This is a genomic window from Candidatus Enterococcus avicola, from assembly GCF_047470845.1.
GTDB classification, from domain to species: Bacteria; Bacillota; Bacilli; order Lactobacillales; family Enterococcaceae; genus Enterococcus_D; species Enterococcus_D casseliflavus.
On sequence record NZ_JBLGTY010000015.1, the window covers coordinates 1 to 19,025 of the forward strand.

At 39.5% G+C, this 19,025-nt stretch carries 16 protein-coding genes; 13 read left to right on the forward strand and 3 right to left on the reverse strand.

Translation table 11 applies throughout. From position 1 onward, the window contains the following. Positions 1 to 412 precede the first annotated feature (412 nt). Together ACI3E5_RS12240 and ACI3E5_RS12245 are read right to left on the reverse strand one after the other, a co-directional pair. Positions 413 to 922 carry an MATE family efflux transporter gene (locus tag ACI3E5_RS12240; RefSeq protein WP_254777730.1) on the reverse strand — a complete coding sequence of 170 codons (510 nt, stop codon included), beginning with the start codon at positions 920 to 922 and terminating at the stop codon, positions 413 to 415. A 197-nt stretch (positions 923 to 1,119) separates the two neighbouring features. Continuing rightward, positions 1,120 to 1,482 carry an MATE family efflux transporter gene (locus tag ACI3E5_RS12245; RefSeq protein WP_252704702.1) on the reverse strand — a complete coding sequence of 121 codons (363 nt, stop codon included), beginning with the start codon at positions 1,480 to 1,482 and terminating at the stop codon, positions 1,120 to 1,122. 390 nt (positions 1,483 to 1,872) lie between these two features. Between ACI3E5_RS12245 and ACI3E5_RS12250 the strand changes: the two genes are divergently transcribed. Next, positions 1,873 to 2,388: a hypothetical protein gene (locus tag ACI3E5_RS12250; protein WP_008377855.1), complete on the forward strand. Its 516-nt coding sequence runs from the start codon at positions 1,873 to 1,875 to the stop codon at positions 2,386 to 2,388. Between the two features lie 13 nt (positions 2,389 to 2,401). After that, on the forward strand, positions 2,402 to 3,688 hold the full coding sequence (locus ACI3E5_RS12255) for a hypothetical protein (RefSeq protein ID WP_074934370.1): 1,287 nt from the start codon (positions 2,402 to 2,404) through the stop codon (positions 3,686 to 3,688). Positions 3,689 to 3,958: 270 nt separating this feature from the next. Here the strand turns inward: ACI3E5_RS12255 and ACI3E5_RS12260 are convergent, their stop codons facing one another. Continuing rightward, positions 3,959 to 4,267 (reverse strand): hypothetical protein, encoded by a 309-nt coding sequence (locus ACI3E5_RS12260; RefSeq protein ID WP_008377858.1) that lies wholly within the window; start codon positions 4,265 to 4,267, stop codon positions 3,959 to 3,961. Between the two features lie 885 nt (positions 4,268 to 5,152). Between ACI3E5_RS12260 and ACI3E5_RS12265 the strand changes: the two genes are divergently transcribed. From ACI3E5_RS12265 to ACI3E5_RS12315, 11 genes are all read left to right on the forward strand, one after another. Continuing rightward, complete coding sequence (locus ACI3E5_RS12265; protein WP_074934369.1) at positions 5,153 to 6,847, forward strand: DUF2075 domain-containing protein; 1,695 nt, start codon at positions 5,153 to 5,155, stop codon at positions 6,845 to 6,847. Continuing rightward, positions 6,810 to 7,145 carry a nucleotide pyrophosphohydrolase gene (locus tag ACI3E5_RS12270; protein WP_061053736.1) on the forward strand — a complete coding sequence of 112 codons (336 nt, stop codon included), beginning with the start codon at positions 6,810 to 6,812 and terminating at the stop codon, positions 7,143 to 7,145. The genes ACI3E5_RS12265 and ACI3E5_RS12270 overlap by 38 nt, the downstream gene beginning before the upstream one ends. A gap of 482 nt (positions 7,146 to 7,627) precedes the next feature. Then, on the forward strand, positions 7,628 to 8,371 hold the full coding sequence (locus ACI3E5_RS12275; RefSeq protein ID WP_074934368.1) for a hypothetical protein: 744 nt from the start codon (positions 7,628 to 7,630) through the stop codon (positions 8,369 to 8,371). Positions 8,372 to 9,077: 706 nt separating this feature from the next. Then, positions 9,078 to 10,358 carry a PTS cellobiose transporter subunit IIC gene (gene celB, locus ACI3E5_RS12280; protein WP_431395140.1) on the forward strand — a complete coding sequence of 427 codons (1,281 nt, stop codon included), beginning with the start codon at positions 9,078 to 9,080 and terminating at the stop codon, positions 10,356 to 10,358. Further along, a complete protein-coding gene (locus tag ACI3E5_RS12285) occupies positions 10,359 to 11,258 on the forward strand; it encodes a DUF7916 family protein (protein ID WP_431395138.1) in 900 nt (299 codons plus the stop codon). Positions 11,259 to 11,548: 290 nt separating this feature from the next. Continuing rightward, a complete protein-coding gene (locus ACI3E5_RS12290; RefSeq protein ID WP_074934364.1) occupies positions 11,549 to 12,130 on the forward strand; it encodes a GNAT family N-acetyltransferase in 582 nt (193 codons plus the stop codon). A gap of 496 nt (positions 12,131 to 12,626) precedes the next feature. Further along, positions 12,627 to 13,646 (forward strand): serine hydrolase domain-containing protein, encoded by a 1,020-nt coding sequence (locus ACI3E5_RS12295; protein ID WP_074934363.1) that lies wholly within the window; start codon positions 12,627 to 12,629, stop codon positions 13,644 to 13,646. 261 nt (positions 13,647 to 13,907) lie between these two features. Next, positions 13,908 to 14,144 carry an AbrB/MazE/SpoVT family DNA-binding domain-containing protein gene (locus ACI3E5_RS12300; protein ID WP_016609673.1) on the forward strand — a complete coding sequence of 79 codons (237 nt, stop codon included), beginning with the start codon at positions 13,908 to 13,910 and terminating at the stop codon, positions 14,142 to 14,144. Then, positions 14,141 to 14,551, forward strand: coding sequence for a type II toxin-antitoxin system death-on-curing family toxin (locus ACI3E5_RS12305; protein WP_074934362.1), 411 nt, complete (start codon positions 14,141 to 14,143; stop codon positions 14,549 to 14,551). The genes ACI3E5_RS12300 and ACI3E5_RS12305 overlap by 4 nt, the downstream gene beginning before the upstream one ends. A gap of 393 nt (positions 14,552 to 14,944) precedes the next feature. After that, the gene (locus ACI3E5_RS12310; protein ID WP_086339090.1) at positions 14,945 to 17,182 is read left to right on the forward strand and encodes an ATP-binding cassette domain-containing protein; all 2,238 of its coding nucleotides are present in this window, start codon (positions 14,945 to 14,947) and stop codon (positions 17,180 to 17,182) included. 242 nt (positions 17,183 to 17,424) lie between these two features. Continuing rightward, positions 17,425 to 18,900: an AcpB/EbpR/MafR family transcriptional regulator gene (locus tag ACI3E5_RS12315; protein WP_074934360.1), complete on the forward strand. Its 1,476-nt coding sequence runs from the start codon at positions 17,425 to 17,427 to the stop codon at positions 18,898 to 18,900. Positions 18,901 to 19,025: the final 125 nt, after the last annotated feature.

Genomic DNA, 19,025 nt, shown 5'->3' on the forward strand with positions numbered 1-19,025 from the left:
CGTCTTTTTCTTCTGAAGGGTCTCGTAAGAGACCTCTGTAATCATCAAATCTTTCTCTATTATTCTCAGCATTTTTTGATAGAATCATTCATATAGCATATCGTCCTCTCAGTTTGTTTATTTTGTGGTGATTTAATCATACTAGAGAACGATATGTTTTTTAATATCTAAAATGAAAATGGGGCTGAAGAATCAATTCTGATTCATCAGTCCCATAAATTATAGAGCCCTTTTTTCATGTGAAAACAATTACCACTTACGTCAACGTATGCTGATACCATTTCTTCCCTCAAAATCGCAGCAAGAAAATCAGGCCCCGAACGCCCCATTCGATGGTCATCACGACATAAATCCCTGTCAATCCATAAAACAAAACGATACGAGCCAAGTACCCCATACCAATCCGGAAAATTTAAATCGAAAGCAGCGAAGCGATGGTCGTGAAGTTGGTATCGCCAGCAACGCGCAATGCAGCAGGCAAAATGAAGACAATGCTCCAAGTTAGAAAGTGCATCACGATGGCAATCAAATAAAGCCGATAAATCGCTGGAACAATAACTGCCGGCGGATTGAACAGGCGCATCCCATATGAAAAGAAGGGCAGCAGACTTAAGTTAATCACAAGAAACGCCACCATACCAGTCAAAACAAAGGCCTTCGTAAACTTCTTGGCGTCTGCGATATTGCCCCGTCCAATACTTTGGCCCACGATTGGCACAAGTGATGTGGCCAAGGCGCTAGGAATGATTTCTAAAATCTGAATCCCTGAAGACGCAATCGCGTTGGTAGCAATCACATTGGTTCCAAAACTGACGATCATTGTTTGGATAATGATTTTTCCGCCATAAAAAAACAAAGAGTCAGCAGCAAAGGGAATACTGATCTTTAACACTTTGCTGATGACTTTCATGCGAATATGCATAAGTCTTCTTTCTTTAATATAAAGAGCCCGCGATTGATGCGCAATGTGTAGACAGCAAAGAGCAACCCAATCATCCCCATGCCTAATACATGCAAAAAGAGAATATTGAAGACAATGTAGACAAAGTTCATTAGCAAAGATAATTTTAAATGAGGCCTTCGTGTGGCCAATCCATCTCAAACTGCCATTGGTTCCTTCTAATATTGCTTGCAATCGGTATGAGGCCAATAGACCCAACAAATAAATCTTGGCATGTCCAAAACCAGCGACTCTGCTTGTCCGAATAACAACTGCAAGATACCTTTCTGAAAAACAGCAATCAAAATACTGACTGAACAGGCCAAAAAGACGGTACCGTAGACTGTGCCACTGCACACTTTGCTATGTTGTTTGCGCTCTTTTTTGGCGAAATATTGTGCCATCAAGACTGTTCCACCCAATCCGACAGCAGTAAACGTATTGACCAAGAAGAAATGCAAACTGCCAACCATACTGACCACACTAACTGTTTCTGTACCAGCGGAGCTGATCATCGCTGTATTGACAAAATTAAAACTCACATGAAAAAATTAATCGAGGATCACGGGTAACACAAGAGCGAGGATAAACGGATAAGCAATATCTTGCCCGAAATAAACATTCTTTAGCCAATTGCCGCTATGATGCAGGATAGACTTGATCATATTCAACGAGGACACACCTTATATTTAATTTTGCACACGGTTTCATTTTTATGCTATCGTTTATGGTAGCTTATGTCAATATGGAATAAGTCGAAGGATGTGCAAATTGGCGAAATTGTAAAGGTTTATCTCGGATTTTTTATCACCTGACAAAAAGGATTAGGTGTTTTATGAAAAAGACAGTGGAAACGCAAAATATACCTTGCTACGACTGAAAGTAAAGGCTATTATAATCTTGTTAATAAATAAAATAAGGGTGGTAAAAAAATGAAAGAGTACCAAGATATTATGGGTAAATATCAGAAACAAAAGCAATACTATAAAAAAGTCATAGTAGTATCTATCGGATTGATCCTACTAGCAAGCCTCATCGTTTTTTTAGATGTGGTAAGAATCAATCCTTTGCTTGTTTATTTGGTGGGAATGAGCACTGCTCTTTTTTATGCAAATAAAACTCGTGTTGAAAGTAAATCATATGCACAATTAAAAAAATATTTGCGAAAAGCAAATCCAAAATTATTGCAACAAGAAGCGCTTGTCTTTTTTATTGACCAACAACTCAATAAACTTCCTCAAGAAGAAGCAAGTGGTCTTTTTGATTGGTTAGCAGAAGAAAAAAAATGGCAAGACAAGAAGGAACGGTCATATTTCCATGGAAAAGTGGATGAATTGCGTGCGTATTATTTGTTCCTCAACGATATGACCGATGATGAAGAGAATGGGGAAATCACTTTGGATACATTTCGGGCATTAGGAATAAACAAATATAAAGAGTTGGTCTAATAGGAGAGAAAGAATGAAATTAAGAAAAGAGTTATTAGGGATTGTTTTGGCTTTTTCAATGACAGGGATCATTGCAACCTCTGTGAATGCAAATGCCTACCAAGATGTCTATGATCAGCAAGAAAAACAAGAACAAAAAATCAATAAATTGCTTCAATCAGTGTTTATCTCAGAAGATGAACAAAGCACATTAGAACATGAATTGACCTCGTTTGATCAAGTGAAGGATCGTGAAAATAGACAAGGTTTATTGGATTTGATTGCGCAAAGTGAAGCAACGCTCGCAAAAGTTGAAAAGAATGTGTCATCTGCAGAAGCCAATGCCGTTAAAACAGAACTTAGCCAAATCAAAACACAACTAGATGCGTTGGCTAAAAAAAGCGATGAAGCGTTTATTACCAAAGATGATCAAACGCAAATCAATGAAATCACAGAGAAGTATCAAACGGTATTTGGAACCAGTGAAATTACACCTGTCAGGTCTTTAGCAAATGAAGTAACAACACTGGCTAAAGCAGTCGAGAGGCATCAAAAAGAACTGATTTCTCTAGTTGATAAGCTCAAAGAAGATAACAAAGCAACAGATACATTGCTGAAAAAAGACTATTTGTCAGAGCGCGATAAAAAAGACTTAACGCAAAACAAAGCAGTCAACCAAACATTTTTCGAAGATGCAGATGAAAAGACAGCTGTTGAAGAACGACAGAGTGATTCGGCGAAGCTGATTGAAAACATCAGGCAAAAGCAAGAAGCGACTGCTAAAGAATTCAAAGACTATGAATTTAAAGCCAAATCACTGATTAAAGAAACAACATTATTGCTTGATGATGGTGATCTTACGAAGGATGAAACAAAAGAGCTTACAACTGCGAAAACAACTCTGGAAGATTCATTGGCGTTGAAAGATTACTCACCAGGTACCTTAAAAGATGACTTTGCTGCATTGGATAGTCAATATGACAGTGCAAAGACAAGCAGTGACAAACGGATCGCTGATAAGAAGAAAGAAGCCGAAGCGGCTGCAAAAGCTGAGCGTGAGAAACAGGCCAAAGAACAAGCAGAAGCCGCAGAGCAAGCGAAAGCTAATGAGGAAGCAAATCAGGCGAATGCCAACCAAGCCACCCCATCTCCTTCATTGGTTGGCGAATGGTACCAAGCACCTGCAGGGTATAAGTTCTTGAAGGTCGAAAGTGGCAAGACCTATGGACAAGTAAAGATTCCAGAGAACTTCACGTTGATTACAGATTCAGAAGCACAGAGTTATAGTCCGGGTCATGGTAACGGATATGCGAAGCAATAATGAATAGCCACGTCAGACAGACCAAATTTGAGTATTTGGTCTGTTTTTCTATATGCAAAAAATAAACGAATAATAACGATGTAACAGATGCCTTTGTTTTCGTTCATCAAAATACTACCTTATTAATAATTGGAATAATTTTATCGTAAAGTAATAGTTTTAGAATATTCGGACTGTTTTCTCGTCCAAAAAGAAGTTGGCAAATCGAAGAAAAAAACTGATTGATAACGGTATCAATCAGTAAGAGCTTAAAACGATCGAAGATTAGTATTACTTAGCATCGTTTTCTTTAAAGTAGTCATCAATGTAATCCTTAATTTTTTCAAAGTCCTTAGTCAGAAAAAATTTTGAAGGAACTTTTATGATAGGGAGGTTATTTTCATTATCAAAAGGAGCAAATGGCTCAGGAAGGACCAAGTAATCAACAGTATCTTTATCTCTCAGATAATTGATTGAAACGTCGTAAAACGGTGAAAAATAGTCTTTGAGGCTTGTGTCTCTTTGATAAAGAACACCTGGAGTTAATGGTGTGTAAGATAATCCATTGCTCAAAACTAAGACAAAACAAATTCTTTTCATAAAAAATCACCTTTCCTTTCGATTAAATACTAGCGTCATCTCAACAGTCAAGGATTCGTTATTCATTTAATAAATCCATTTTAATAGACAAATGGATAAAATAGTGAGCAATAGAAAAATAATTCAGTTGTTGGGTAGAAGGGAACCAACAATCACAAGTTGTTCCTTTAAAAAACAAGAGATAGGAAAATACCAAGAACAATTGTGGTTAAGATTTCTAGAGCTCTTTCCAGAAACAAATTGTTGCTTTTTAAAAATATTGTTTTCTTTTTATAAGGGAACCAAAATGACTGGTTTGCGTAGTCTGGCGGGTACACGAGATCTAAAATACCACTGATTAACAGTAATGGAATTGCTTCGAAAATATTGTCATGGACGGCTAAATAAATATAGTATGTTAACAAAGAAATTTGAGCGATCCGTAGATATCTTAGGCTGGTAACTGTATGGTTCATCAAATCATCCTTTCGTAAATGATTATCTCATATTGAATGAATTGGTCAAATTAAAATTATAAAATATTTATTTATTTTAATGTTGAAAAATAAATTCTTTTGATTTAATAAACAATTTATAAATATCCTAAACAGAGGATATTTGATGAATTATCAAAGGGGATTTTCAGCTATTTATTTTAGAACGTTTTAGAGAGGATTCGTTTGAAAAGAGTTTCAGGATAATAAGTTAGTCTATTAAATCATTAGCAAAGTATGCACGTTGGACGAAATTAGTAGATTAATCAACAGCGATTTTTTTAAATAATGGTTATTTTGCTAAAACAAAAAATTACCAATTTTGTCTTTAATGCTTTAAGAGCAAAATATGCAATGATATACTAAAATAAATAACCTTAATGGAATAGACACTAAACGGAGACTCTAAAATATGACCAACCAACTAATCATAGAAGATCATCATTTCAAGAAAGGTGAGCTATCTAGCATAACGACGGCTTATATCGATCAGTACCCAGTCGTTTACATACTCTACAACCGAAATGAAAAGAAAAGACCTGTTGCGTACATTGGTCAAACGGTTCAAGTGAACAAACGATTGAAGCAGCACTTGAATAACGCTAAGCGCAGAGAAATTAAAGAAGTCCTGCTGATTGGTCATGAAAAATTCAATCAATCAGCGACCTACAATATCGAAACCAATTTGATCAATCACTTCATTGGGGATGAGCAGTTTCAGTTGCAAAATGTCAGTCAAACAAGACAGGTGCAGATGCATCAGTATTATGAAAAAGAGTATTATGATGAAGTGGTCTTCCAAGAGTTATGGGAAGAATTGCAAAGGCGTCAGTTGGCGAAGCACTCAATCGATACGATTCGCAACAAAGATGTGTATAAATTATCCCCTTTTAAAGAACTGACGCCAGAACAGTTAGATATAAAACTTGAAATCATTGAGTACTGTAAACAAGCGATTCAGCAGGATGAAACACAAAAAGTCTTGATGATTGAAGGAGAAGCTGGAACGGGAAAGAGCGTCTTATTAGCATCTCTCTATAACACCCTTCAAGACTATACAAAATCAGAGTCTGTATTAAAAGGCACTGATAATTATTTGCTGGTCAACCATTCAGAGATGTTAAAAACCTATCATACAATGGCAGAAAGTTTGCCAAATTTAAAAAAGAATCATATGTTAAAGCCAACTTCCTTTATTAATAAAACAGATAATCAGAAGTTGCACCCAGACATCGTTATTGTGGATGAGGCCCATTTGCTTTTAACGAAGAAAGACAGCTATAACAGTTTTCACTATGAAAACCAACTAGAAGAAATTATCAAGCGAGCAAAAATCACGATTTGTATCTTTGATCCGAAGCAAGTATTGAAAATCAAAAGTTATTGGGATCAGGACCAATTGGATCAGTTTCAGAAAAGGTACAATGCTTCTCGCTTTCAGCTAAAAGATCAATTAAGAATGAAAAGTAGTCCACAAATTATTCAATGGATCGATGATATCGTAGAAAAACGTGTAACACCGATTCCAGAATCAACAGCATCTTTTGAGCTTCAGATTATGGAAACCCATGATGCGTTGAAGAATAAAATCTTTTCTCTCGATAAAAAGGAAGGTCTGTCACGGATCATCTCAACATTCGATTATGTTCATAAAAAAGACGGAGCTTCTTATCTTGTAGATCCTGGTGGGATCAACCTGCCATGGAATACGACCGACACGAAGCGAACATGGGCGGAGCGACCAGAGACAATCAGTGAAGTCGGATCAATCTACACCGTCCAAGGGTTTGATTTAAACAATGTAGGAGTCGTCATTGGCCCTTCCGTTGATTACGATCCAGAGACCGACCAGCTTGTCATCGATATCGATAAATATGAGGACAAAGGGGCGTTTACGGGACGTGACGATATGAACCAAGAATTGACGAAGAAAGCCAAAGAAACGATCATCCTTAATTCATTGAATGTATTAATGAAACGAGCAATCAAAGGGCTTTACATCTATGCAATCAATCCCAATCTCCGCCAAAAACTCATAGCCCTACAAAACGAAAGGAGCCAGTCCAACCATGCAAAACCAACCCTCTTCAATGGAACGGATCAATAAATTCCGAGATGATCGCAATTGGCGACAATTCCATAATGAAAAAGATCTAGCTATTTCTATCTCCATCGAAGCCGCCGAATTGTTGGAGATTTTTCAATGGAAAACACCTGAAGAAGCCACTCAAGATTTCGAACATCTAAAAGAAGAAATTGCCGATGTTCTGATTTATTCCTATATGCTGGCAGACAATTTGGGTCTTGATATTGATGAGATCATCAAAGAAAAGCTGGAAAAAAACAACATGAAGTATCCGGTGAAAGAAAGTAAAGATTCGAAAAAGAAGTATAATGAATTGTAACAAAAAAGAAGCAAGGACGCTGCAAGTTCTTGCTTCTTTTTTTTAATGGAATAGGAGCAACAACGGCTTTCTGAATTCATCAGTGATTGGTTACGAACGTCAAAAATCTGTCATAATTGAGAAAGTTGAAGATAACTTCAAATTGGTTACAATTTTTCGGAAATTTGAAGTTAACTTCAAATAAGCGCAATTTTTTATAAAAATGAAGTTAGACCTAGTGTCTGCTAGAGTAAAAACAAGATTATCCTATCCGAAAATGAAGACAAGGTCATTGGGAAAAAATCGGCAACAATGAAGGTCATTTTCTATCAAAAATATTTCTCCCCAAAAACCTAAAAAACCTATTGCCCCCCGAGCCCACTTACTGTATAGTAAACAAGAATATTTCATGAAAATAACCAAAAATAACTAATTACAAAGACTTTGTTATTGAAAATTGCGCTTAAACGATGCCGCGAACGGAATGTAAGAAGGAGAAAACAATGACGTATCTAACAAACAATTTTGTGAATTGCATGATCACTTTAGGGTTTATCTTCATCCATCTATCTTCAAATGTTATCTCATCCAGAAAACTAAACGTGCAATACATGAGCTCCTTTGCCGCTGGGGTAGGGATCTCCTACGCGATCGTTCATCTATTGCCCCATTTGGCGTATTTTCAAACGGTGTTGATCGATGAATTTGGCTGGGATTCGGGGATTTTTTATAGTCATGGGGTCTATGGCATCGTTTTGTTTGGCTTAGTCTTCAGTTACGTGATCTACAAAATCGATGAGCGGACGTTTATGGTGTTAGAAAAGAAAGACATCACCAGTGCCAAAAACGCCTTTTTTTGGTCGGATATCGCTTTTCATGTGATCTACAATATCATGATCGGCTATATCGTGATTGCCAATACGCTATCAGAGCGTTTTTACATTTTGACCTACTTTATTGCCTTTGGTTTGCACTTTCTCATGAACGATTGGCTGCTCTATCACCATCATGGTGCCCTCTATAACAAATATGGCCGTTTTGTGCTTTCCTTCAGTATTTTCGCGGGAGCTGCGTTCTCCCTCTTTGTTTCATTGCCCTACTATTTGGTGGTCATCATTGAAGCCTTGATCACCGGCGCTTTGCTGGTCAATATCATCAAATTTGAGTTACCCAATGAAGGAGAAGGCAGTATTCGTGGGCTATTGGTAGGCACGATCTGCTCTGGAATTTTGTTTGTATTTGTCTAGCGCGAAAAGGAGGACTGAATCATGGATGATTCGGTCCTCTTTTTTTATAAATACGCAAAGTAATTACTATTTTCTGTTTCAATCAAACAAATCACAATAGTTTTTTGTTTTTTTGACCATTATTTACAATTTTGTTACGATGTTCGCTTGCTTTTCCCAAAAACATTCTATAAAATGTAAGCGAATAGAAACCAAAAAAATAGGCACCTCGTATCTCTGCGCCAACAGATTTACGAGGCCCTGATCAGTCACACCCTTAAGACGGATGACCAATCAAGTTGCCATAGTTGATCGCCAAAGGCATCAACGTGTTTATTGTACCCGATTTTCTTGTCGATTTCTAGTAGATTCAGGCAGGTTTTTGGGCAAAAACCGTGGGATGCTGGACGCTTATTTTGCTATGCCAAAGGCATTGGACAATCTTGTCCAATGCCTTTTTTGTCGTTTGAAACGGTTCATGCGCAGGATCGTTTGCGGCAAATAACAGGTGTGAAGATCAGTTGAGGACAGTCGCATGGAAAATAGGCAGTCATAGTTGAGAAATCCAATGCCATGCGTTCTTACTGTGTTCATAGAAATAGCGTTCTGGCGATCAGCACTTCAATCCTAGGTTCTTGAAGGTGGCAAGCCTTGGTTTCTATTCACACTTCGAAAAGATACCTGAAAGCAATCTGTCAGCGTTCTTTTAAGGTTAAGGAGGAAGCTTATGAAGGATTCGTTAAAGAAATTTATGGAAGAAAAAATGCTGCCATGGGGAATGAAAATTGGCGGTGAAAAGCATCTAGTTGCCATCCGTGATGGACTTGTCACCACGATGCCTTTGATTATTATCGGTTCCATTTTTGTTATTTTATCTAACGTTCCATGGGAAGGCTTTAACCTATTTGTTACTAGTATTTTTGGCGGGGAATGGCGCAGCAAATTAGACTTTGTCGTACAAGTGACCTTTGGTGTGATGGCGCTGTTCAATTCCTTTGCTATTGCGTATAGTTTAGCAACCACTTACCGCGTCAGCGGTTTATCTGCCGGTGTATTGGCAGCTTCGGTTTTTCTTTTAGTCACTCCGATTGAAGATGGCGGCATTCAAATGTCTTATCTTGGTAGCCGCGGGCTGATCGTAGCAATCATCACTAGTCTAATCACGGCGGAGATTTTCCGATTATTCGTACAAAAGAATATCGTGATTCGCATGCCAGAAAACGTTCCCCCGGCGGTCAGTCGCTCCTTTATTGCATTGATCCCCTCATTCTTTTGCCTCTCGCTTTTCTGGGTGATTCGTTTATTAGTGGAATCATTCGGCAACACGAATGTTCATGATCTGCTGTACAGCCTTGTGGGACAACCACTATCTATCATTGGCGGAGGCTTTGTAGGCGGTCTGTTTGCCATTATGTTTACGTCATTGTTTTGGTCAGTGGGTATCCACGGGTGGGACTTGGTCTTGAGCGTCTTGCAGCCGACATGGATTCAAATGATCGATGAGAATCGAATCGCTTTTCAAAACGGCGAAACGATTCCGTATATCATCAATTATACCTTTATGAATACCTTTGTCTGGATTGGCGGTAGTGGGGTGATTTTGGGCTTAGCGATCTTGCTATTAGTCAGAAGTAAAAGCAAGTATTTAAAAGAGTTGGGGAAACTCGGATTTCCATCAACGGTTTTCAATGTCAATGAACCCATCATGTTTGGATTGCCCGTTGTCATGAATCCATTGATTTTGTTCCCTTATATTCTGACGCCGGTCGTTTGCTATATCATCTCTTATACGACAGTTGCCATGGGGATCGTCCAACCTGCCGTCGTTTTGGTGCCCTGGTCGATGCCGCCAATCATCGGCGGTTATCTAGCCACAGGCGGACATATTTCGGGGGCAATCTTACAACTGGTGAATCTGACGGTTTCTATCGCCATCTATTATCCATTCTTCAAAATGCTGGATAATCGGACATTAGCCAGTGGACTAGGTTCAGAAAGTGAGGAGTAAATGGAGACAAAACGATTATTGAATTGCACGGCAGCTGATTTTAAATCATTTGATAAAGACCAGCTATTGGAAAGTATCCGAGGAAGTGCGGGGCGGACGATCGTAGCAGAAAATGATGTCCAAATCGATCCGATGTCTAGAGGAATCACCAATGCTGAATTCGTCGCTGCATTTGGGGCGGATTTGATTTTGCTGAACCTATTTGATTGCGAAAACGGCGCTATCAAAGGATTACCGACAACGGATGACCCCATTCGCTTTTTGCAATGCTTAACGGGGCGGCCTATTGGAGTCAATCTTGAGCCTGTCGTCGATTGTGCGGAGCAGATGGAACAGCTGACAACTATCGCTACTGGGCGTTTGGCAACAAAGAAAAACATGGCTCGTGCAGAAGCACTTGGATTTGATTTTATCTGTCTGACAGGAAATCCTTCCACTGGCGTTTCAAATAAAGAGATTACAGCGGCAATCAAACAAGCAAGAGCCATTTTCTCTGGGATCATTATTGCTGGAAAAATGCACGGAGCTGGTGTCAATGAACCCGTGTTAGATGAAGAAATTGCGTCTGCGTTCATTCAAGCTGGAGCCGATGTTATTCTTGTACCCATCGCGGGCACGATTCCTGGGCTGAGTGAACAACATATGAGTGATCTAGTGGCCTTTATCCACCAAAAAGAGAAGTTGGTCATGGGCACCATTGGCACTACACAGGAAGGTGCAGATACAGGTACGATCCGTGCCTTGGCATTGACTAGCAAACGTGCCGGCTGCGACCTTCATCATATCGGAGATGCAGGTTTTTCTGGGACCGCTGATCCCGAGAACATCTTGCAACTATCCATCGCCATCAGAGGCAAGCGCCATACCTATCACCGAATGGCCATCTCAGTGAATAGGTAGGTGGAACAAATGGGCACATGCCTATGAAAGGCAAGAAGTGTTAGAAGAATTTTTCGTAGACTAATGAAGTAAGACCGAAACAGAGAGGAAGTCTGCTGTTTCGGTTTTGTTTATGTATGTAACCTACATAGTAAGTCTTTGAAAAATGAAAGAAAGCAATTGGTTTTTTGTTTTCCTAAACGAAATCTATATTTAATAAACGAATTGGCGAGCAGTTGTTTTCTAAAGTACCTTTGATTAAAATAGGCACAGCAGCTATCATATACTAACTAAGCAAAGGAGTATGCCACATGCTAATAGGCAACAAAGTCACTTTAACCCCTGCGGAAATCAAAGATAAAGAAGCGGTCTATCAATGGTGTTTTCACTCTGAAACCACAAAGTATCATTCCGGACCACCTTCTTATCCTAATGCACCGATCGCCACTGAAGCAGAGTTTTTTGAGGACTATCAAGAGTATTACTTTACTGGTGCCCAGCCGCAAGATGGCAGAGGCTTTTTGATTCTACATGCAGGTGAACCTATTGGCTTTATTAGCTACTCCTCATTTCATCTAAAAGACGGCATAGCAGAACTGGATATCTGGTTGAATCGGGAAATTCATTGCGGCAAAGGATTTGGCACCGATGCGATCGTCACCCTCGGTGATCATTTACATGAAACATTCGGCATAAAAAAATTGATGATGCGACCATCGAGAAAAAATATTGCTGCAGTCAAATCTTACGAAAAGGCTGGTTTTACGCAATCTTCCCAAGACCTTGCTGACTATTTGTTGGAAGAGTATCTTGATTTATATGCCGAAGGGGATTATGGGGCAGAAGAAACGGTGACATTGATCAAAACGTTTCCGTCAACTGCATTGAGCTGATCTATAACAGTCGGCTTCAAACGGTTAAAGGTTATTTCATGAAAACAGTCCATTTCACTTTGCAAGCAAGGGGAAATGGAATGTTTTTTTACCTTTTAGCAATTTAAGGCCATTCAAAATACTCGTTCTTCGCTCTGTCTTATAACTTCGTACGCACTCTAAATTCCTTCCTATGCAATAGTTATCGAAAAATCGTATAAGCCCTCACCATTGATAAGCTAACATTGAGAACAAAACATAAAATAAACATAGTTTTTTTTCAAAATTCCGAGAAACAGCGAGTAGATTGCCATTGCTCATGAAATGACAGATGGATAGAATGGTCGGGTATCTTTGCACACAAAGTACAAAGATACCACCATTGTGAAGCGCTTTATTCTATGATACCCTGATAACAGATAGGAGGAGATAAGGATGTTGCGTTTCCAAATATGAAAAGGGTAGGCTGGTGTTGACGACAAGTTGTCCTTGTACGAAACATTCGGAGGAAGAGAAAATGAATACCCAATTAATTGATAAGAGATTAGAACAAAAGCAAAAAGAGTACGCTTTTTATGGCAATATTCGTGTGGTCAAAGCTGACAAGGTTTTGGTGGATCGCACTTTTGGCTATGCAAACGATGCAGACAAATTGCCAAATCGTGCCCATACCCGTTTTGGCATTGCCTCAGGTTGCAAGCTTTTTACGGCACTAGCCATTTGCCAATTAGTTGAAGCAGGCAAACTGAGCTTTGACACGACACTGCAGGAGTGTGTTCCCGATGTATTGCCAAACTTTGATCAAGCTGTGACTGTTCATCATTTGCTGACACATACCTCTGGTATCCCTGACTATTTTGATGAAGAAGTATCCGATGATTTTGAAGCACTTTGGCAAGACTTGCCGACCTACCGAGTGCGAACCCCCCGTGATTTTTTGCCGCTTTTTCAAAGAAAAGCCATGACTGATCCAGTGGGAAGCAAGGTCAAGTACAACAATGCAGGGTACATCCTCTTAGGAATGGTGGTGGAAGCAGTTAGCGACTTACACTTTACCGACTATATTGAAAAGAATATTTTTGAAAAAGCAGAAATGACAGATGCTGGTTACTTTGCCCAAGACACGCTGCCTCGCAATACGGCATTGGGATATATTGAAACGGAATCAGGACTTAAAACCAATATATTTTCCATCCCAGCCAAGGGCGGACCGGATGGCGGTGCTTATGTATCAGTTGAAGACTTAGAAAAATTCTGGCATGCATTGATGAGCGGGCAATTACTGAGTAAAACAATGACCGAGATATTTTTGACACCACAAGTCCATGAGGAAGATGAATTTTTTTATGGCTATGGCGGTTTAATGAAAGTGATAGAACAAAAAGTGGTGAAGTACATCCAGATGGGCTACGATCCCGGGGTCAACTACCATTCCGTCTACTACCCAGATCAGCAGTTGTTGATCGCGGTATGTTCAAACAAATCGGCACATGCCTATGAAATGCAAGAAGTGTTAGAAGAATTTTTCGTAGACTAATGAAGTAAGACCGAAACAGAGAGTGAGTTCTTTGTTTCGGTTTTTTTATAGTAAGTTTTAATGCGTGATCAAGAATTCGCAACAATTGTGATGAGTAGGAAAAAATTAGGAAATATATTTTCAAATTGGAATGATTATTCTTTGGTATGTCGGATCATAGAGTTGAAGGTTATGCTCTTTAAGACATATTTTGACGGCATGTATCTATTGTTGTATAATGTATATACAAATTCATTTGTATATACATTGGGAGGGTAGAAATTGAAAAAAACAAAAAAATATAAAGTCAGAAGATCTGGTAATAGTGATATTACAACGATACCTGCAGAAGTAAAGGAGTATATCGGTGTTCAGACCGGTGAATCAATCAGTTATGTTTTTGAACGGGATGGATCTGTAAAAATGATTAAAGCGGTTGAAGAAGTTTCTATTGATTCAATCGTAGATTCAGTCATGGATCAATACGACAAAGCTTTAAAAGACTTGGTTGACTTATGATTTTTTTGACGGCGGCAGATGTGATCAGAATCAATGCGAAAGTAATTGTACAGTATTCTAAAGGAGAAATGATTGGTGTAAAAGATGCAAGTGCGTTGGATATGGCAATAAATCAACCTTCACAAGCTGTGTTTGGCAAAGAATTATATCCGACAATTTTTGATAAGGCATCAATTTTAGCAATTAACTTAGTAAAAAGACACCCTTTCCATAATGGTAATAAACGGACCGCTTTAGTTTCTATGATTACTTTTTTGCAGCTTAATGGATATGTGACAAATTTTTCTCAAGATGAAGCGGTCCATTTTATTCTGACTATTACTACTAGTAAAAAAGAATTTAACGATTTAAAAGAAGAGGTGGCAAGCTACTTACAAGATTCTAATCGCGTAAGGCCTAACTTTTAAGTAAAGTGTGCAAAGAAATATTTCAATTAATTGATGGTTGTTTCGTAATCAAACGGAATTGTTCGCTTAAAGGTTAGTAGCTAATCATTACTTTTCGTTAAACACATCGACGCGAAAGCAGATCAAATCCTTATAAAAAGGGATTTGGTCTGTTTTCGTCTTTTCTATTCGCCACTTGCGCCACGCATTTTTTATTCAATAGTTATTCTTCTAACCCTCGGTTCATCTATCAATCGAAAAATCGCATAAGCCCTCTATCCTTGCTATTCCAACATTTAGAACAAAACATAAAATAAACATAGTTTTTTTTCAAAATTCCGAGAAACAGCGAGAATGTTTGTGCTATAATGGTCGCTCACTGAAAAAATTCAACAGAATCTGGGAGGGTATAGCATGCAGGAATACATTACGATCCACAACGCCAGGCAGAACAATTTGAAGGGCTTTGACTTGAAGATTCCCAAAAGAAAAATCACGATTTTCACGGGTGTCTCTGGTTCAGGCAAGTCATCGATCGTCTTTGACACGATCGCACAAGAAGCTGGGCGACAGCTGAATGAGAACTTTTCGAAATTTGTCCGCAACTTTTTGCCAAAATATAGCCAGCCCGATGCGGATGCCATCGACAATCTTTCGATGGCGGTAGTAGTTGATCAAAGCCGTTTAGGCGGCAATTCCCGCTCCACATTAGGGACGATCACGGATATCAATCCCTTGATCCGCTTGCTTTTTTCTCGTCTTGGTCAACCGTATTTAGGTCCTGCATGGAATTTCTCTTTCAATGATCCTCATGGGATGTGTCCCACTTGCGAAGGGATTGGGCGCATCGTCGGCTTAGATTTAGAAAAGGCACTGGATCTTGAAAAGTCCTTAAACGAAGGGGCGATCCTGCTTCCTGGCTATAAAGTCGGCTCTTGGCTGCTGAAGTCTTTCACCAATACGGGCTTTTTTGACAATGACAAGCCATTGAAAGAATATAGCGAAGAAGAAATGAACCGCTTTTTGTATGCCCAAGGAGAAAAAATCGATTCCTTGTATATGGAAGGGATGAGTTCCACCTATGAAGGCTTAGTCGCTCGTTTTAATCGCTCCAATATCAAAGGTGGCAATGAAAGCTCCGCTGCTACCCAGAAGAAAATCGCTTCTTTCATGAATGAGCAGAAGTGTCCTGACTGTCAGGGAAAACGATTCAATCCACAAGTACTCGCGTGCAAAATCGCGGGCTATTCGATTGCGGACTTTTTGGCGATGCAAGTGGATGAACTATTGACGGTTCTTCAAGAAATCTCGGAGGAGAGTGTCCAACCACTGCTTCAAAACATCCAAGCGAGAATCACTGATCTAATCAATATCGGGTTGGATTATGTTTCCTTAGACCGTGAAACGACGACCCTTTCTGGTGGGGAAAGTCAGCGGGTAAAAATGGTCAAACACTTGTCTTCTAGCTTGAACGATGTGATCTACATTTTTGATGAACCGAGTATTGGGCTACATCCAAGGGATGTCCATCGATTGAATGAATTGTTAGTCAAACTACGGGACAAAGGAAACACCGTCATCGTAGTGGAGCATGATCCAGATGTCATTAAAGCAGCTGACCATATTATCGATGTTGGTCCTAAAGCGGGGAAAAATGGCGGCTATATTACCTACGAAGGAACCTTTGAAGGATTGCTGCGCTCAGATACACTGACTGGCAAAGCTTTTGGACAGATGGTGGACTTTAAAGAAGCACCTCGCCAGAGTCATCAGGTTATCGAAACGAAAAAATCGACGCTGCATAACTTGAAAAATACAGCACTGCGGGTGCCATTAGGAGTATTTACAGTGGTGACCGGTGTTGCTGGTTCTGGAAAGAGCAGTTTAGTGAATGGGGTTTTTGCTAAAGAATACCCCGAAGCCATTACGATCGATCAATCAGCGGTGGCGGGAAATATCCGCTCCAATCCAGCGACCTATTCTGGGATCATGAATGACATTCGGAAGTTATTTTCCCAAGAAAACAAGGTCTCAGCAGGTCTTTTTTCCTACAATTCCGAAGGCGCCTGTGAAACGTGTAAGGGCCACGGGACCATCAAGATGGAGCTGTCCTTTATGGATTCCGTTGAGGTTTTGTGTCAGGCCTGTGGCGGCAAACGGTTTAAAGAAGAAGTCTACCAGTATCGCTTGAAAGGCAAGTCGATCGATGAAGTCCTTGCCATGAGCATCACAGAAGCGGTGGAATTCTTTGAGGAAAAAGCGATTCAAAGAAAACTAAAACAGATTTTGGCTGTGGGACTAGGATACATGACCCTTGGACAGCCATTGAATACCTTGTCTGGTGGTGAATGCCAACGACTGAAGTTAGCAAAAGAATTAAGCAAAAAAGGCAATATCTACATTATGGATGAACCAACGACCGGATTGCACATGGCAGACATCAAGAGCATTTTGGCGATCATCGAACGGCTAGTAGAAAAAGGCAACACGGTGATCGTGATCGAACACAACCTTGAGGTCATGAAAGCAGCGGATTGGCTGATCGATGTCGGCATTGATGGCGGGATTCGCGGTGGCGAAGTGTTGTACGAAGGGATTCCAGAAAAACTGATCGAGTGCCAGTCCTCGATTACTGCCCAGTATTTATTTTAATGAGAAAACCAAAATAGCCGCAAGCAGCTCTTTCATCGAGCGCTGCTTGCGGCTTTTTTTCTTTTTCCTCCAGCAAAAAAGAATATGATAAGTCTAAAAAATTAATTTCTCCTCGTTATTTTTTTCATTTTTAGTAGGTTTTTTGATTAAAAATATATAAATTTGAGTATATAATTACCAAATAGTGTGCTATTTATGTAATAGTATAGAAAAGAATTTCTTGAAAAAAAGGAGTGGGATGAATGAGAGAGTTGCAATTGGCCTTCATCAGCAACCGTACGACTGCGCGCTTGTTTCGGCTGCTGAGTACGATTGAGCGAGACCGTGTGTTCACGATTGGCGACTTAGCAGAACGCAATCAGGTGACGCAACGAACGATTGCCAATGATATCAAATACATGAAAGAATATTTTGGGGACAGTATTGCCCTCGTTTCGGGCAATAGCGGGTTTGTTTTCGAAGAGAAAAAGCCAGCAGACTATCAAAAAAGAAAACAAAGCTTGTTAAAAAATGAATGCTTATTTGAAATTATCGGGAATATTTTCCATGGCAAACTATCTAAGGTGGATGAGCTGGCACATCATTATCATTTTTCAGAGAGTACGTTTCGGCGTCTACTCAATCAGCGAAACCCTATTTTAAAAAGCTATGGCTTGCAGTGGGCATCTAATCCCTTAACGATTGAAGGAAGTGAAGCCAACTTGCGTAAGTTTTTCAAAGATTTTTATTACGAAGGTGTGGAAACGATCTATACGTTGGTTCCAGATCAAGCCTTGCATGACTTGATCTTAGGTCAATTGGAGGACAAGTTCGGCTATTATGAAATCGGATCTGGGGCGACTCCCGCAGCGTTTTACTACACGTTTTATATTGCCATCAAGCGTGCGAGCCTCGGCTATCGTATCACTATGCCGAAAGAACTGGTTAGACAGGCGTATAAAGGGAACAGTTTTTCCAAGCTATACGCACTGAAGGAAGGCATTGAGAAAATCTATCAGGTTCAGCTGCCCAAAGAAGAATTCGCTTGGATCTACTTAGTCACCTTGTGCAAGCGAACCTTGGATCAAGAAGAACGAGAGGAAAAGTTTTACCAACAATTTCATCAAGGCGAAGCCATCACAATTGTGACGGACTTGTTTCTTCAAAACCATGAGGTGCACCAAGCACAAGCCAAAACGGTTGCGACTTTTTTACGTTCTTTCTTTTTATCGAGAAAAATTAACCATGCGATTGCGCCGGTTTTGAACAAGGAAATGGATGATATCAAAGAGGTGATCATGCGTTCCAACAGTGAGAGTTACCAAAAGAACTTACAATTTCTTAAGGAGCAGAGCAAAAAACTCTCTTTGTCTACTGCCTACTTAGAAGACATCTGTGTCAGTTTAACGATTTATAGCGAGCTGATTTTCGATTATTATGCACCAGCAAAAACCATTTATTTTCTCTTAGAAGGGGATCATTTTGTGTGCCAGCATATCCAAACAAGAGCGATCCAGCGATTTGGCAGCAAGCATAAATTGACGTTTGTTCAACTGCAATATTTAACAAAACATACGCTTCATGCTGCCCATATCGATTTGATCGTGACCAATTACAATCGCTACCTCGTTGATTATAAAGTCAAAACAGATTACTTATTGTTGAAATCTCTCCCGGATGATCGCGATTGGGAACACCTCGAAAGGAAAATAAATCCCTATCAAAAACCGCTCTTTTAAACCAATTGCTGTGCTGTTCACGCGTTTAAATAGGTATGTTATTTATTCATCTATTTCAGGTGTTTATGAAAATAATGATTTTCCTTTGAGAAACGACCACGCTATTCTTAGTTTAGTAAGCAACA